The sequence below is a fragment of the Kaistella gelatinilytica genome (assembly GCF_015679325.1).
In the GTDB taxonomy this organism is placed as follows: Bacteria; Bacteroidota; Bacteroidia; order Flavobacteriales; family Weeksellaceae; genus Kaistella; species Kaistella gelatinilytica.
Genome location: NZ_JADPVI010000001.1, coordinates 74819 through 91236 on the forward strand (window position 1 = coordinate 74819; position 16418 = coordinate 91236).

Genomic DNA, 16418 nt, shown 5'->3' on the forward strand with positions numbered 1-16418 from the left:
TTTCAACCGATTTTAAATATTTAGTTTTCAACAATGCTTATTTCTTCCGAATCAACCACAACCCAAAGAAAGTGATCAATCCATTAATGATCAACAACTCCAAACCGATTTTGAAATCACCGAAAAAGTTTTCCTGGTATTTATCGATCAAAAAAGAAATAATTGGTGCGGCGATACAAACGTAAGGAACCCATTTGTCTTTCACCTGAAACTTAGTGAAGATTCCAAAAGCGAATAATCCGAGAAGCGGTCCATAAGTAAATCCGGCCATTTTCAGAATCAAACCGATCATCGAATTATCATTGATAAGTTTGAAAATAATGACCATTACTAAAAATGCAAATGCGACAACGAGGTGAACTCTTTTCCGGAATTTTTCCTGCTCTTTTTGGGAGATCGGTTTTTCTCTCAACCCAAAAATATCAATACATAAAGATGAAGTTAAAGCCGTCATTGCGCCATCTGCACTTGGGAAAAGCGCCGAGATCAAAGCCACAATAAAAATGATCGAAATGAAAGGCGGCATGTGATTCAAAGCAATATCCGGGAAGAGTTGATCTCCAGAAGTGGCAACATGTTCGGTGTTTCCGTAAAGATGTAAAAGTCCGCCCATAAAGAGAAACAAGGAAATCACACCGACTAAGATCACACCCAGAACAACCATGTTTTTCTGCGAGTCTTTCAGTTTGGTCACCGATAAAGATTTCTGCATCATTTCCTGATCAATTCCCGTCATTGTGATCGTGATAAAAGCTCCGGCCAGGATCTGTTTAAAAAAGAAAGCTTTGCTGTTCGCATCCGTATTAAAAACTTCTGTGTAACCGAGTTTATTCATTTGCGAAATACTTTCTGTAAAATTTAAACCCAGATGATTCATCATATAAACCGAACAAATGATCAGTCCCAAAAGCATACACGTCGTCTGCAAAGTATCAGTCCACACAATGGTTTTCACGCCACCTTCATAAGTGTAAAGAATGATCATGATCAAAATAATCAAAGTTGTCACGATAAACGGAACGCCTAAACTGTCCAGGATCGTCATCTGCAAAATATTCACTACCAAATACAACCTTGCAGTTGCACCAACCAAACGCGAAACGATGAAAATCCAGGCCCCGGATTTATAGGAAAGTTGCCCCATTCTCTGTTGCAGATAACCGTAGATGGAGGTCAGTTTTAGGCGGTAATAAAGGGGTAGAAGAACGTAAGCGATGACAATATATCCAATTAAATACCCAATCGTAATTTGTAAATAATGAAATTTATCCGCGCCAACTGCACCCGGAACCGACACGAAAGTCACGCCCGAAAGCGAGGTCCCGATCATTCCAAAAGCCACGAGCATCCAGTTGCTTTTTCGGTTTCCGATAAAAAAACTTTCGTTGTTACTGCCTTTTCCGGTTTTATAAGCGACCCATAGTAAAAGTGCGAAATACGCAATGATGATCAACAGCAACACAATCGGATTCATAGAATTTCGTTTTAAATTTTCACAAATATAGTTTTTTTGTTATGATTTGGGCGCCTATTTCCGCCCTCCGTTCCCGCTTTTTTAATTGCCGGCTTCAGCAAGTTCAGCCACCAATTAAAAAGAGCTTCACTCAGGTCGGGGCGCAGATTTTCGCTTCTGCGAAATAAGCGATAAAAAAAAAGCCCTTCAATAAAATTGAAAGGCCATAAATGAAGTTTGTAAATTTTACATCGAATCACCATTAAATAATGGGATCGCCTGTTTTAAGGTTCTCAGAACGTAACCTTTCCACTGGATGAGTTCATTTTTCCCGTCCGTCCAGGTATAATTTCCTTCTGTTCCTTTTCGGTCATACAAAATTCCTTTCTTTTCTCCGGGCAAGAAAACTTCTACTTTAGACTGATCATCATTGAAGATCAAATAGGCTTTTTCCGGGCTGCCTTCTTTTACAGAAGTTAAAGTCACAGCATCTTTATCCAACGAAACTTTTTTATTTTTCAGGGCAGAAAACATTTCTATTCCGGCTGCACTGTCCATTGATTTTATTTCAGGTTTTACGGTTGTCAAACTATCGGTGACCATTGCGTCAGTTTTCATGCTGTCATTATTTGAAATTGAAGTCGTTGCAACTTCTTTTTTACACGATTGCAAGGCAAAAATAGACAGAACTGCGATGATTGCGGTGTTTCTAAAATTCATGTTATTATTTTTTAAAGGTATTTGTGTAAAATTTAATTCACGAAAACATCATGGGTAGAATCGTCTTTTTCTAAAACTGATTTCGCAAAAGGACAATCGGCATTGATCTTTACATTTTTTTCCCTTGCAAAATTAACCGCCTCAGAAATCAAACTTTTGCCAATTCCTTTTCCGCCAAAATGCTCATCAACCTCGGTGTGTACAATGTCGAAGGTATTGTCATCGATCCATTCGTACTGCAAAACTCCTGCTCTTTCGCCATCATGCGTTGCAGAAAACTCCCCGAATTTTTCCCCGTTGTTCTGAATAATGTCTGTCATATATTTTAATTTTAACTGATTAATTTTTCCATGCGTTTGTCTGGGATCAACCAGATCATCGCGACTACAAAGTATAAAAATAATGAAATTAATGGATAAAAGAAGGAAAGTGCGATCGCAACAAAGTAACTTACAGTTGATATTGTTTCTTTCGTTGTGTTCTGCATTACTTTTGCCAAAGCGGAATCTGGTCCTTCACTTTTCGAAGCAACTTTCTGAACAACATTAAAAGAAATTGCGCACATCGCTAAAATAAATCCATAAACTCCGACTGTATTTTGTGCAAAATGATTCTCACCCATCCAACCTGTTGCGAACGGAAGTAAAGAAAGCCAAAAGAGCAAAATTAAATTTGCCCACAATATTTTGCCATTCACTTTTTCGATGATCTGAAAAAGGTGGTGATGGTTATTCCAGTAGATCCCAACGTACATAAAACTGATAATGTAAGAAATAATTTTTGGGATCAAAGGTTTTAAGGCTTCCAAAGTCCCGTTTTCCGGTGTTTTAAATTCCAGTACCATGATCGTGATAATGATGGCAAGAACACCGTCGCTGAATGCTTCTAATCTACCTTTCTTCATTTTGTTTTTAAAAACTAAAGGTAATTAAATTCTGTAAATTTAAAGATGAGCCTTTCTCAATTTTGTCATGCTTAAAATAAAAAACGCCAGAATTCCCATAATTAAATATCCTTCTGCAACTCCCAGCTGCATGGTGGGTCGAAGGATGGCAACAATGCTGTAACTTACTGCAGAAGTGATAATGTAGGAAACTCCACCCGTTAAACCTCCTGCGACTCCTGCAGAATTCGGAAATCTTCCGAGGCAATAGGCGAAATAATTATTGAAAATAAAACCTGCAGTCACGTGTATGACAAATGCAAAGGCGACAAGGCTGTAAATAGAATTCAGATAAAAAGAGGAAAAGAGCATGACCAGAATAAAAAATAACTGGGCATAATTCGCAAATCTATTTTTGGGAAGAAAATCTTTGTCTATTAAAAATTTACCTAAAAATCCTCCTGACATCCAGGCGAAACCAAGAATTAAAGAAACGTAACCGGCCACAACTTCTGAGTAACCCATTTTGTGTTCGATAATAAATGCGCCACAAAGATTGAAGAAAATGACCATCGCATAACTTATTCCACACATAAGCATGCCGTAGAAAAAATCTTTGCTTCGGAACATCATATCATATTCCCTGAAAACGAAATTGATGATAAAGGGCTTTTTAACTTTTAATGTTTCCCCAGAAAATAGATATTCAAAAATCAGTAAAAGAAAACTGTAAACCGCTAAAACATAAAAATTCGATTGCCAACCGAAAAGTTTCTGTAAATACCCACCAATAAAAGGGGCGATAATAGGACCGACTGACCAGACGATCGTCATGACACTCAAATAGTGTTTTCGTTTTTCACCTTCGTAAACATCCACAAAAAATGCGCGCTTCGAGACGATTGCAAAACCTGCTAAAACACCTTGTAAAATACGCATCGCATAGATGACCATAATGTCTTTGGTTAAGGCAGTGACTAAAAAACTCACCATAAATAATCCCAGAGAAACCAGCGTTACCCGATATCTTCCGTAAGAATCTACGACACTTCCTGCAAAAAACTGAGTGACACCATAACTGATCAAAAATAAAGTGAGCGTCAATTGAATTCTGGTTTCCGTTTGATGAAGTTCGAGCGCCATATTCGGCATGGAAGGCAAATAAATATCCGTCGCCAATCCCGACATTGGAATTAGTGCAAATGCGAGCAAGGTTGCAATAAATTTATTTTTCTCTTTTAGCATCTTTCCTTTAAAACTTCTTCATTAATAATTGAAGGCGCAAAAATCGGGAATTTCTGCGGAAAATAATGTGGCGAAACTTCAAATTGAAATATCGAAAAAAACAATGGTGGAAATGTTTTACAATGAGGAACAAAAAAAGGTGGAAATGTTTTTTTTAAAACTTCCCACCTTTTATCAGCCTAAAAAAATATTTTAAAGGACTAAGACTTTCTCGGCGCAAACTGGTCGTAGCGCGTCATATCAAAACTGTTCACTTCATCCATTGTCATTTCTAAAGCATTTGCAACGCCTTCTCCATATTCAGGATCGGCTTTAAAACAATTTCTGATGTGTCGAACTTGCACGAACTTTTCTGCTCCGCCAACATTTGCGGCGGTATTTTTAAACAGCACGTCGGCTTTTCCGTCAGCTTTTATAATTCGGAATAGATCTCCGGGTTGGGTGAAATAATCTTCATCGTCATCGCGGAAATTGTGTGCATAAGCATCTCCCGATAATTCTAAAGACGGCTCTTTTGCAGAAGGTTGTTCCTGCCATTCCCCATAACTGTTTGGTTCATAATGAATGGTGCCACCATAATTCCCATCAACACGCATTTGTCCGTCACGGTGATAAGCATTATACGGACATCTCGGTTTGTTTACCGGGATCTGATAATGATTCACGCCTAATCGGTAACGTTGCGCATCGCCGTAAGAAAACAATCTTCCCTGTAACATTTTGTCTGGAGAGAAACCGATTCCGGGAACAATATTTGTTGGATTAAAGGCGGCCTGTTCTACATCTGCAAAATAATTTTCTGCGTTTTTATTCAATTCAAACTGTCCAACTTCAATTAATGGAAAATCTTTTTTAGACCAAACTTTTGTCAAATCAAATGGATGGAAACGATAAGTTTTCGCTTCTTCTTCGGTCATGATCTGAATAAACATTTTCCATTTTGGAAAATTGCCTGCTTTAATATTGTCAAATAAATCGCGTTGGGAGGATTCGCGGTCCATTCCAACTAATTTTCCAGCTTCCTCATCCGTTAAATTATCGATTCCCTGTTGTGTTCTAAAATGGAATTTAACCCAATGACGAACATTATCTTTGTTGATGAAACTGTAAGTATGACTTCCAAAACCATGCATGTGTCGGTAACCGTTTGGCAGTCCGCGATCACTCATCACGATCGTTACCTGATGCAAAGCTTCGGGTAGTAAAGTCCAGAAATCCCAGTTATTTTGGGCACTTCTCATATTGGTTTTTGGATCGCGTTTTACGGCGTGATTCAAATCTGGAAATTTCATTGGATCACGGAAAAAGAAAACGGGTGTATTATTTCCGACCATATCCCAAATTCCTTCATCGGTATAAAATTTTAAGGCAAAACCGCGAATATCTCTTTCTGCATCGGCAGCGCCTCGTTCTCCTGCAACAGTAGAAAAACGTGCAAACATTTCGGTCTGCTTACCGATTTCATTAAATATATGGGCTTTCGTGTATTGTGAAATATCGTGGGTTACGGTAAATGTTCCGAAAGCGCCAGAACCTTTTGCGTGCATTCTTCTTTCGGGGATGACTTCTCTGTCGAAGTTCGCCATTTTTTCTAAGAACCAGTAATCCTGCATCAACATGGGTCCTCTTGGTCCTGCGGTTTGCGTATTTTGATTATCAGGAACGGGTGCTCCTGTTTGTCGCGTCAATTTTTTCTTATCTTCCATTTTTATATATTTTGATGTAATAAAATTAGGAATTAAAATTGAGGAGTATTATTTATTTTGTCTAAAAGCGTTATATGATTTAAATCAAGGTTCTGTTCTTTACGAATCTGATAAGGAATTGGGGAGATTTCTACAAAATAAAAAACAGCCAAAAATTGAAAATGCGTCCAAAATATTTTGGAGGAAGTTAATCCGCAGATTTCATATTATTCCCGTCTGAAATGTGAAGTCTTCTAAAGACAAATCCAGAAATTACAGTGAGTAAACCTACCGTATAAAAGGTATATCGAAAAGCGAGATGGGTATTTCCGTCTGTAATTCCCGTATTATTTTCAAATAATTTTAGGGCAATTAATCCTAAAGCAATTCCGAATCCTACCGCAAGTTGTTGATTCACGGCAAGCAAAGAATTTCCGCTGCTGGTGTGAGAATCGCGCAAATCTGCAATTGCGATCGTATTCATCGAGGTAAATTGAATGGAATTAAAAAATCCAAGAATCGCAATTATAGGAACGAACCAGTAAATGGAAGATTTTATGCCCGGAATTCCCAAACACGCAATTAAAATCCCGATGATAAAAGTATTCGTCATCAAAGTTTTTCGGTAGCCAAAAAAATCTAAAATTTTAATCACCAAAGATTTCCCAAACATTGCGGTTAAAGCCATTGGAGCGACAATCCAACCCGAAACTACGGCAGATTGTCCATACGCAATTTGAATCATCAAAGGCAATAAAAGTGGAATAGAACTGATTCCTAATCTTGTGGCTAAATTTCCTAAAATTCCCACACGAAAAGTTCTCACCTGAAATAAATTCAAAGGAAAAATGGGCTTTTTTGTTTTTTTCGCATGGATGTAATAATAGTAAATCATTAAAAATCCTAAGGTGAAAATAAATAGAACTAAAGTCGTGTGTTGCGTGTTTCCGAACATTTCCAATGCGATGGAAAGCAAGAGTGAAGCGGAGGCAAAAATTAGAAATCCCTTTAAATCAAAGGTGATTTCCTTCGATTTATAATCGGGCATAAATTTTATACTTAGAAAAATTCCAAGCAAACCGATGGGAACATTAATGAGGAAAATCCAGTGCCACGATAAATAATCCACCATGTAACCTCCGACTAAAGGTCCTAAAATTGGTCCGATCAAAGCTGGAATAATGGCGAAATTCATGGCTTTCATCAACTCGTTTTTCTCGTAGGTTTTTATTAAAGCCAATCTTCCAACAGGAGTCATTAAACTTCCGCCTAAACCTTGAATAATTCTGGAAATCACTAATTGCGTTAAATCCTGAGAAAGTGCACAGAATATAGAGCCCAAAACAAAGATGATCAAAGAGCTGATAAAGATTTTCCGCGTTCCGAATTTATCGGCTAAAAATCCGCTTACCGGCATAAACAAAGCCAATGTCAACACATAAGAAATGATCGCATTCTGCATATTCAAAGGCGATTCCTGCAAATCTTTCGCAATAGATGGAAGCGAAGTATTCAGAATCGTGGAATCCAACATCTGCATGAAAATGGACGTGGCGAGAATTAAGGGAAGGAATTTTTTAACTGAATTATCTTGGCTAAAAGGCATCTAACAAATTTAAGAATTTCTAAAGCAAAGTGATTGCCACAAATCCACAAATTTTTAGAAAATGGTGATTGATGAAATCTGTGAGTTGCGAGTTGCGAGATTCGAGAACAAAGATTAGAGATTCTTGCTTTTTTTTAAATAATATAATTACAGTCTGTGTTTAGGTAGATTTTGGCTAAAGCCGATTTCTAATGACAAAAAAAACGGGCTAAAGCCCGTTCCAATTGAATATTTAATAAAAAAAATAGTTTATGAAATTTAAATTTCTTTTTCAATTGAACCAAATTTAATAAGCGTAAACTTGGCTCTTTTTCCTTTTTACTTTGCTCTTCTAGTAAGAATCTTCATGCACCGATAAAACAGCTCTTCCGCTTGGATCGTTTGCATTTTTAAAAGCTTCGTCCCATTCCAAAGCAATCGGCGTAGAACATGCTACAGACGGAACAGAAGGCACGGTTGCTGCTGCAGTTTCACTTGGGAAATGTTCTTCGAAGATCGTCCGGTAACGGTATTCTTCTTTGTTTTGAGGCGTATTTAAGGCAAATCTGAATTTGGAAATTTTCATCATTTCATCGGTCACTTCTTTTTCTGCAACTTCTTTTAAGGAATCGATCCAGGAATAACCAACGCCGTCAGAAAACTGTTCTTTTTGTCGCCACGTAATACTTTCCGGCAATAAATCTTCGAAAGCTTTTCTCAAGAGCCATTTTTCAATTTTCGGTTCGTGTGCTGTAACCATTTTATCTTTCGGATTAAGTCTCATCGCAACATCCATAAACTCTTTATCCAGGAACGGAACGCGGCCTTCAATTCCCCAACTCATCAAAGCTTTGTTGGCTCGTAAACAATCGTAAAGATGAAGTTTGTTTAGTTTTCTTACGTTTTCTTCGTGAAATTCTTTTGCATTTGGCGCTTTGTGAAAATAGAGATAACCGCCAAAAATCTCATCTGCTCCTTCGCCGGAAAGCACCATTTTTATTCCCATTGATTTAATGACTCTCGCCAGTAAATACATCGGCGTTGAAGCACGAACGGTCGTAACATCGTAAGTTTCCAAATGGTAAATCACATCGCGAACTGCGTCTAAACCTTCCTGCACGGTGAAATGGACTTCATGATGAATAGAGCCAATATGGTCCGCCGCTTTTTGGGCAGCAATTAAATCCGGACTTCCTTCCAGACCAACTGCGAAACTGTGTAAACGCGGATACCACGCTTCCTGAGTGTCGCCACTTTCAATTCTGTTCCGGGCATATTTTGCGGTAACTGCAGAAATAATAGAAGAATCTAAGCCGCCGGAAAGTAAAACTCCATAAGGAACATCGCTCATCAATTGTCGGTGAACTGCATCTTCCAGAGCTTTTCTAAGTTCCGCAATATTGGTGGTATTTTCTTTTACATTTTCAAAATCTTCCCAGTCTCTCTTGTACCATTGCTGCATTTCGTAACCATCAGGACTGAATAAAAAATGTCCGGGTAAAAAAACTTCGATGGATTTGCAGACTCCTTCCAAAGCTTTTAATTCAGAAGCAACATAATAACTTCCGTTTTTGTCACAACCTTGATAGAGTGGGCAAATTCCCATGTGATCACGAGCAACGAAGTAGATATCATTTTCGATATCGTAAATGACAAAAGCGAAAATTCCGTTCAGTTTATCGACGAAATTTTTTCCATATTTTTGAAATAATGGAATAATGACTTCGCAATCAGATTCTGTTTGGAACTCATATTCAGGGAATTCTTTTCTTAATTCTTTATGGTTATAAATTTCCCCATTAACAGCCAAAACAATCTTTTTATCTTTTGAAAACAAAGGTTGTTTCCCCGAAGTTGGATCAACGATCGCCAATCTTTCATGAGAAAAAATCACCTTTTCATTTTGAAAAACGCCGCTCCAGTCCGGACCACGATGACGGATTTTTTTAGACATCTCTAAAACCTGAGGTCTTAAAATTTCTGTCTTTTGTTTAACGTCAAATAAGCATACAATTCCACACATTTTTTATAGTTTGATAAGTAATTATTAATAAATGATTAAAATTCTAATGCAAAAGTATTGTAAATGTTTATGAATCGGAAGTAAAAATTGACAAAAGCGAATTAAATACTATTATTACTTTAAAAAGAGGAAAAATTTAAGAAAAAAAGGAAATTTTAGGGTCTGTAGTTTAAAATATTTATTATGCGAAATCCTTCTCAATAATTTCTTCCATGCAATACTCCGCAATCGCAGTGATCGTAACAAAAGGATTCACGCCGATCGTTCCCGGAATTAAAGAACCGTCGATAACGTATAAATTTTTATGGCCATTTAATCTTCCAAAGTTGTCGGTTGCTTTACCTAAGACAATTCCACCCAAAGGATGGTAACAAACATCGGCGCCAAAACCGTTGTGAAAGAGGAGATGAGCACGTGTTCCGCCATTTGCTTTATTCATGGTTCGAAGAAAATTTTTTGCGTTGTCTTTCATGTGAGCAGTATGCGACTGATCCCAGTTCAACTGTAATTTCTGAGTTGCTAAATCGTAATTTACTTCGCCATATTTCTTTAGTTTATTGACCATTAAATATAAAGAAGTCGCTACATTCAATCCCATTGGTAAAGGCGCGATCTCCACAAAAAATGGACGGTCTTTATCTTCCCAATGATCAATTCCACCAACCGGAATCGTAGATTGCTGAAATCCTGTTCCGCCCGAAAAAGCTTTGACCCAGTTTCTCCCTGTCATGAAATTGCCGTTATTTCCCCAGTCTTTACCTATTTTATCATCCATCGGTAATTGCTTCATCGCTTTCGATTTTAAGAGTAATTCCAGAGAACCCATTGTTCCGGCGGAGAGAATTAATTTTTTCGTGTTAATGATCTTGTGTTGAATTTCTTCCCCTTTTGTATTGATAACAGAAATATCGATTGAATAAGATTTATCAGGATTTTGCGTAATGTGATTTACCTGGTGCAATTCCAGGATTTCCAGTTTCCCTGTTGCAGAAGCTTTTTTGAGATAGGTTTTGTCTAAAGAATTTTTACCATGATTATTTCCATAAATCACTTCTCCTGCCAAAGCCGAACGTGGCACTTCTTCTTTATATTCTTTTTCCATGTATTTGAAATCGTATACATTAGGAACACGAACAGTTTTGAAACCTGCTTTTTTAGCCTCTTCTTCACCAACTCTGTTGAATTTATAGAAAGAACAATCTTTTAGGAATTCCTCGGACGCGACATTCGATTTCAATTCATTATTGGCTAAAGGAAAATATTTGGAGTAAAATTGCTCCGCATCCAAATTCGGAAATATCTCTTTAAAATATTCTTTCTTTGGCGTTACAGCCATTCCGCCATTCACGAGAGAACCACCGCCAACTCCGCGACCGAGCCAGATTTTAATATGTTCAAAATCTAAACGATCAAGTGCGCCCGTATATTTTTCCAAACTAAAAAGATTGAAGAAAGGTGCGATGGTTTTTGTTTTCAACCATGCCGCAGAATGTCCGGGATTAATCATTGAAGAAAATTTCTGCCCCGATTTTTCCCAGTCTAAACCCATTTCCAAGAGCGTCACCGGAATATTTTTTTCACAAAGTCGCAAAGCTGCAACCGAACCGCCATAACCGGAACCGATGATAACAACATTTTTATCGATCATTTCAAAAGGTTTTCGTGATTCTTTTTCCAAAGGATTTGGAGACTTTCCAAAAAAACTACCCATTCCTAAAAAGAAAAAGGCAGCGGTTCCTAAACTTGTAGCTTGTATAAATTCTTTCCGATTCATTTTTCATTCTAAACAAGAACCGTACTAAAGGCATAAATCAAGTGATGATTAGATATGTGATACGTTGTAAATAGTGATTTAAACAGATTGCAAATGAACTTTAAAAAATAAACCTTCCGCGAAATATAGAATTAAAACCAAAACGTTTAAGATTAAGTTTATCTTTTCAAAAATTTCTGTAAAACAAAACTTTTTATTCCAGCCACGATCGCAACGGCATCCTTTTTTGAGGAGGAACGATGAAAAAAAGACCTGCCTGTCGGCAGACAGGTATAGTGGAGAGCGGGTAATAATCTTCGGACAAAGCAAATATCTTTTTGCTCCCAAAAAAAGCCACTTCAAATAATGAAATGGCTTTTGTAGGTATAAAATAAATCTTAAGCTTTTCTCTCGATCAAAGCCATATAGAATCCGTCGAAACCTTCGCTCGGCATTATTTTTTCTTCTTTTATCAAAGAATAATTTTCGTTATTTTTAAGGAAAATTGCGACTTGTTCGTTGTTTTCACTTGGTAGAATTGAACAGGTTGCGTAGATCATTTTCCCGCCTTTTTTCAAGATCTTAGAATAATCCTGCAGGATTTTTTCTTGCTCTTTTTTGATACGGTCGATGAATTCCTGGTCAATTTTCCATTTAGAATCTGGGTTTCTTTTCAAAACTCCCAAACCTGAACACGGGGAATCAATCAACAAACGGTCTGCAGTTTCGTGCAGTCTTTTGATGACTTTATTGTCGTCGATCATGCGCGTTTCGATGTTGTGCGCTCCGGCTCTTTTCGCGCGGCGTTTCAATTCTGCAAGTTTCCATTCGTAAATATCAAGCGCGATAATTTGCCCTTTGTTTTTCATCAAAGCGGCCAAATGCAAGGTTTTTCCACCTGCTCCGGCGCAAACATCTACGACTCTCATTCCTTCTTTCACGTCGAGAAGCTGACCGATCTTTTGGGAAGAAGCATCCTGAACTTCGAACAAGCCATCTTTGAAAGCGGTCGTTAAAAACACATTTTTCTTTACATCCAATTGTATAGCGTCCGGATAACTTTTGATCTGAAAACTGTCAACACCTTCCACTTTCAGGTCAGAGATCAACTCTTTCGCCGTTGTTTTCAAAGTATTGACACGAAGAATTGTAGGCGCCTGTTCATTCAGCGCGTACATTTCTTTTTCCCAGCTTGGTCCTAATTCTTTTTCTAAAGTTTCAGCCAACCAATCAGGGATTGAATATTCAACCGCTTTTGTAGGAACGGTATTTTTCTTAAGTTTATTAATGATATCTGCAGTTTTTACACCGTCGAATTCTTCAAATTTTTTGTAGTGCGTTTTTGTCCAGATGCAATAAGCCAAAATTAATTTATAAATATTGCTTGGTTTTACGCCTTCGCCCATGTAATATTCGAGGCGTTTTTTCCAGCGGATAATGTCGTAAAAAATTTGTGCAACAACGCGTCGGTCTTCGCTGCCCCATTGTTTGTGACCTTTCAAAAGCCTTTCTATAACCTTGTCTGCGTACTTTCTTTCTTCGAAAAATGTTTCCTGTAAAGCGTCGTGAATACCTATCAACAGGTTTCTGTGTATCAATTCCATTTAGGATGTTTTATAAAGTTCAATTTACCCTCGAATCTTCGGGATATAATTTTTGCAAAAATAAGGTTTTTATACCGAATAATTTGGTTGTCGATTTGGGCGCACATTTCCGTCTTCCGTTCCCGCTTTTTTGCTCCACTTCGTTGCACAAAAAGAGCTCCACTCAAGCCGGGGCGCAGATTCTGTATTTTTGAACAATTTCGTAAAATCAAGAGAGGTGTTGGCGTTGTTCGAAAATTTAAACTCGCTTTATTTAACTTTTTCATAACTCCACATGATGAAATCGCAACTTGTACTCTCTTTATTTTAATAATACCTTTGCAAAAATTATAATTATGAGCGATACAATAGTTTGTCCGAAATGTCAGTCAGAATTTACTTACGAACAGGACGATAAGATGGTGTGTTCCCAATGTTTTCATGAATGGACGCCGGGAGAAACATCTGATGAAGATAAAATTTTAGATGCACACGGACACGAATTGCAAAATGGTGATACCGTAGTTTTAATAAAAGATTTGCCTGTGAAAGGAGCGCCAAAGCCTTTGAAATCAGGAACGAAAGTAAAAAACATCAGATTACGTCCGGGTTCAGATCACAATATCGACTGTAAGATTGATGGATTCGGCGCGATGGCCTTGAAGTCGGAATTTGTGAAAAAGGCATAAAAAAAAGGAAAAATTTGGACAGGGTTCCGTTTCGAAGACTAGTTGTACAAGTAAATTGCACTAATTTCGTCTCAGGGGCAGAAAGAGAATTAACCAAAAATTTCCTTACGTTTTGTATCTCAAAGCTAAGAAATATTTGTGCAATAAAAAAGGAATATGAGAAAAGTCAATTGTACATTCACAACTGCTGAATTGCCTTGACTTTTTCTTTTTTAAAGACTAATTTTGACAGAACCTGTGATTTTTTCTGGTGTATAAATAATTAGATTTTTATCATTTAGAGAAACTTTATTCCAGTAATGACTTCCGGCAAATCGGCTTTCCAAAACCTGGGCGTCATTTCCCTCTTCAGAAATTTTGATTTCATGCGGATACCAAAATTTTTTGGTCACATTGAAGTTTTCTTTTTCCTCCTCAGAAAAAATATTTACTTCCCCAAAAAGCGCTGCGACATATTGATTATAAGGATTATTGTAGGTTTCTTCAGCGGTATCACTTTGAATTAAACGTCCTTCCTGCAAAACAATAATCTGATCCAACCAAGGCATCACTTCCTGAATTTCGTGCGTAGAAATGAGCAGCGAAATATTTTTTTCTTTTACGTATCTAAAAAGTCTCTCCCGAAGTTCAATTTTTCTTGAAAAATCGATATTGCTAAAGGGTTCGTCGAGCAAAAGAAGTTTTGGCATTACCGAAAGTGCTCTTGCGATTGAAACACGCTGCTGTTGACCGCCACTTAAATATTTTGGTAAAATTGAGGAGTAATCTTCCAGTCCAACTACGGTAAGAAGTTCCTGAACTTTCTCTTTTTTTTCTTCTAAATTAATGTTAGAAATAAATTTCCCTACATTCTCCGCAACGGTCGAATAGGGCATCAGATCGTAATTTTGAGCGACCAGTTTCATGTCGTCTTCGCCGGGAACAAGATTTTTTTTCGGACCTAAGATCGGTTTGTTATCAAAAATAATTTCTCCACTTTCACCGTCGAGTAAGCCGTAGATCAAATTTAATAAGGTAGATTTTCCGCATCCACTTTCTCCAGCCAACGCAATAATTTTCCCTTCCTCAACTTTCAGATTAAAATTGCGGAAAAGATTCTTTTCGGGGGAGTGAGAGAAAAATAAATTATTGATTTCTAGTAGCATCCTGCAAAAATAACATATTTGTCTTAAATAGGATTATTTTTATTATTTTAGCCAGACAATAAAAAATTAAGATTTTTGATGAAAAAAGCAGTTAAAATATCAATTTTATGTGCATTCGGTGCCGGAATTTTACTGGTTTCCTGCGGGAAAGATAAACCATTGACCGCGCAATCCAACGATTCTACCATCACTAAACAAGGAAGCGTTTACGAGTTAGACACTTTGAACAGCAGAATAGAGTGGAAAGGATTTTTGGTATTGAAAAGTGATAACTCAAGTCATTTTGGGACCATCAAATTTGAAAGTGGTGACGTCACGGTAAAAGACGGAAAACTTGAAAGTGGAAAATTCGTAGCAGATATGAATACGCTGACTTCTGTTGATTTGAAAGATGATAAAGAAAACTTGAATAAACTCAACGGACATTTGAAAAGCGGCGATTTTTTCGAAACTGAAAAATTTCCAACAGCTTCTTATGAAATAACCAAAGTAACTCCAAATGCACAAGGTGATTACAATACTTTATTAGATGGGAATCTCACGATGAAAGGAATTACGAAACCTGTTCAGTTCAATGCGAATGTTGCGGTAAGAAATGGCGAAGTAAGTATTGCAACCGAACCAAAAGACATTATGCGGGAAGATTTTAGCGTTAAATTTCAGATGCCTCTAAAAAATGGAGTGATCAAAGATGAGGTGAATCTTCAGATTTCGATTAAAGCTTTAGAGAAAAAATAAAAATTTACTTCTTATAAAGAAAATCCGTCTCATTGTTTGGGACGGATTTTTTTTTAGATAATTCTAAAATGTTTTCAATGCTCAACATCAAAAAATTTATATAAAAAAAGATTGCCTTTCGACAACCTCTAATTTTATGATTTCACTTTTGGAAGTGGATTTGCATTTTTTGCTTCTTCAAAAACCGAGAGTGGAATGTGACAATATCCACCAGGATTTTTAACTAAATAGTCCTGATGATAATCTTCAGCTTTGTAGAAATTTTTCAAAGGAATTGTTTCTACAACAACTGGTTTATCGTAATTTTTAGCCAGTTTAGCAACCTCTGTTTTTACAATAGCTTCAGCAGCCGGATCGGTCGTATAAATTCCGCTTCTGTAGTTATCTCCTCTGTCATTTCCCTGTCTGTCAATGGTTGTAGGGTCAATTGATTTGAAAAACATGTTGATCAAAAGTGGTAAATTAACTTCATCTGCATCATATTTTACTTTTACAGCTTCTGTAAAACCAGTGGTGTGACTGACAACCTGTTCGTAAGTAGGATTTTTGATTTTCCCGTTTGCATATCCCACTTCAGTTCCAACAACACCTCTTATGAGTTGAAATAAATGTTCTGTTCCCCAGAAACATCCACCTGCGAAATAAATTTCTTTAATGTTTTTACCTTCCATATTTGTTTCAATTTGTTTGTTTTCGTCAGCGACTTTTACTTTGGGTTTTGTGCAGGAAAAGCTGGTTGCAGCAAAAATCCCCACTCCAAAAATAAAGGCCATGAGTGTTAAAATATTTTTCATTTTTTTCTTCTTATTTTTATTCATTTCTTTTTGAATTAATTTTGTTGTTGATGCAAATATGAGGCTGAAATTTCAACAACCTAAAAGGAATTTTCTATCGCAATCATTTCATAAACTGGTTT

General features: G+C 37.0%; 14 protein-coding genes. 2 read left to right on the forward strand and 12 right to left on the reverse strand.

The features are described 5' to 3' along the window. Positions 1-37: 37 nt before the first annotated feature. The 10 genes from IV494_RS00335 to IV494_RS00380 all read right to left on the reverse strand — a co-directional run bounded on the left by IV494_RS00335 (position 38) and on the right by IV494_RS00380 (position 12951). Entirely contained in the window at positions 38-1474 is a 1437-nt protein-coding gene (locus IV494_RS00335; protein ID WP_196078189.1) for a sodium:solute symporter, read from the reverse strand. A 225-nt stretch (positions 1475-1699) separates the two neighbouring features. After that, positions 1700-2173, reverse strand: coding sequence for a hypothetical protein (locus tag IV494_RS00340; protein WP_196078190.1), 474 nt, complete (start codon positions 2171-2173; stop codon positions 1700-1702). Positions 2174-2205: 32 nt separating this feature from the next. Further along, a complete protein-coding gene (locus tag IV494_RS00345) occupies positions 2206-2493 on the reverse strand; it encodes a GNAT family N-acetyltransferase (RefSeq protein WP_196078191.1) in 288 nt (95 codons plus the stop codon). Between the two features lie 11 nt (positions 2494-2504). Next, positions 2505-3077, reverse strand: a complete 573-nt coding sequence (locus tag IV494_RS00350; protein ID WP_196078192.1) for a TMEM175 family protein — start codon at positions 3075-3077, stop codon at positions 2505-2507. A gap of 39 nt (positions 3078-3116) precedes the next feature. Continuing rightward, positions 3117-4301, reverse strand: a complete 1185-nt coding sequence (locus tag IV494_RS00355; protein WP_196078193.1) for an MFS transporter — start codon at positions 4299-4301, stop codon at positions 3117-3119. A gap of 200 nt (positions 4302-4501) precedes the next feature. Beyond that, on the reverse strand, positions 4502-6007 hold the full coding sequence (locus tag IV494_RS00360) for a catalase (RefSeq protein ID WP_196078194.1): 1506 nt from the start codon (positions 6005-6007) through the stop codon (positions 4502-4504). Between the two features lie 187 nt (positions 6008-6194). Next, a complete protein-coding gene (locus IV494_RS00365) occupies positions 6195-7592 on the reverse strand; it encodes an MFS transporter (protein ID WP_196078195.1) in 1398 nt (465 codons plus the stop codon). 331 nt (positions 7593-7923) lie between these two features. Next, a complete protein-coding gene (gene asnB, locus IV494_RS00370) occupies positions 7924-9594 on the reverse strand; it encodes an asparagine synthase B (protein WP_196078196.1) in 1671 nt (556 codons plus the stop codon). 181 nt (positions 9595-9775) lie between these two features. Next, positions 9776-11368, reverse strand: coding sequence for a GMC family oxidoreductase N-terminal domain-containing protein (locus IV494_RS00375; protein WP_196078197.1), 1593 nt, complete (start codon positions 11366-11368; stop codon positions 9776-9778). 377 nt (positions 11369-11745) lie between these two features. Beyond that, positions 11746-12951, reverse strand: a complete 1206-nt coding sequence (locus IV494_RS00380; protein ID WP_196078198.1) for an RsmB/NOP family class I SAM-dependent RNA methyltransferase — start codon at positions 12949-12951, stop codon at positions 11746-11748. Positions 12952-13286: 335 nt separating this feature from the next. Between IV494_RS00380 and IV494_RS00385 the strand changes: the two genes are divergently transcribed. Next, on the forward strand, positions 13287-13619 hold the full coding sequence (locus tag IV494_RS00385) for a zinc ribbon domain-containing protein YjdM (RefSeq protein ID WP_196078199.1): 333 nt from the start codon (positions 13287-13289) through the stop codon (positions 13617-13619). Between the two features lie 212 nt (positions 13620-13831). On the opposite strand, the gene IV494_RS00390 is transcribed toward IV494_RS00385, so the two are convergent. Then, the gene (locus IV494_RS00390) at positions 13832-14764 is read right to left on the reverse strand and encodes an ABC transporter ATP-binding protein (RefSeq protein ID WP_196078200.1); all 933 of its coding nucleotides are present in this window, start codon (positions 14762-14764) and stop codon (positions 13832-13834) included. A 78-nt stretch (positions 14765-14842) separates the two neighbouring features. Between IV494_RS00390 and IV494_RS00395 the strand changes: the two genes are divergently transcribed. Continuing rightward, a complete protein-coding gene (locus tag IV494_RS00395; protein WP_196078201.1) occupies positions 14843-15502 on the forward strand; it encodes a YceI family protein in 660 nt (219 codons plus the stop codon). Positions 15503-15636: 134 nt separating this feature from the next. Here IV494_RS00395 and msrA read toward each other — a convergent pair whose 3' ends face one another. After that, complete coding sequence (gene msrA, locus IV494_RS00400; RefSeq protein ID WP_196078202.1) at positions 15637-16296, reverse strand: peptide-methionine (S)-S-oxide reductase MsrA; 660 nt, start codon at positions 16294-16296, stop codon at positions 15637-15639. Positions 16297-16418: the final 122 nt, after the last annotated feature.

Bases quoted from the DNA above. Each gene is read 5' to 3' on its own strand.
- IV494_RS00355 (WP_196078193.1), bottom strand. From the start codon at position 4,301: ATGCTAAAAGAGAAAAATAAATTTATTGCAACCTTGCTCGCATTTGCA.
- IV494_RS00390 (WP_196078200.1), bottom strand. From the start codon at position 14,764: ATGCTACTAGAAATCAATAATTTATTTTTCTCTCACTCCCCCGAAAAG.
- IV494_RS00335 (WP_196078189.1), bottom strand. From the start codon at position 1,474: ATGAATCCGATTGTGTTGCTGTTGATCATCATTGCGTATTTCGCACTT.
- IV494_RS00385 (WP_196078199.1), top strand. From the start codon at position 13,287: ATGAGCGATACAATAGTTTGTCCGAAATGTCAGTCAGAATTTACTTAC.
- IV494_RS00395 (WP_196078201.1), top strand. From the start codon at position 14,843: ATGAAAAAAGCAGTTAAAATATCAATTTTATGTGCATTCGGTGCCGGA.
- IV494_RS00350 (WP_196078192.1), bottom strand. From the start codon at position 3,077: ATGAAGAAAGGTAGATTAGAAGCATTCAGCGACGGTGTTCTTGCCATC.
- msrA (WP_196078202.1), bottom strand. From the start codon at position 16,296: ATGAAAAATATTTTAACACTCATGGCCTTTATTTTTGGAGTGGGGATT.
- IV494_RS00360 (WP_196078194.1), bottom strand. From the start codon at position 6,007: ATGGAAGATAAGAAAAAATTGACGCGACAAACAGGAGCACCCGTTCCT.
- IV494_RS00365 (WP_196078195.1), bottom strand. From the start codon at position 7,592: ATGCCTTTTAGCCAAGATAATTCAGTTAAAAAATTCCTTCCCTTAATT.
- IV494_RS00340 (WP_196078190.1), bottom strand. From the start codon at position 2,173: ATGAATTTTAGAAACACCGCAATCATCGCAGTTCTGTCTATTTTTGCC.
- IV494_RS00345 (WP_196078191.1), bottom strand. From the start codon at position 2,493: ATGACAGACATTATTCAGAACAACGGGGAAAAATTCGGGGAGTTTTCT.
- IV494_RS00375 (WP_196078197.1), bottom strand. From the start codon at position 11,368: ATGAATCGGAAAGAATTTATACAAGCTACAAGTTTAGGAACCGCTGCC.
- asnB (WP_196078196.1), bottom strand. From the start codon at position 9,594: ATGTGTGGAATTGTATGCTTATTTGACGTTAAACAAAAGACAGAAATT.
- IV494_RS00380 (WP_196078198.1), bottom strand. From the start codon at position 12,951: ATGGAATTGATACACAGAAACCTGTTGATAGGTATTCACGACGCTTTA.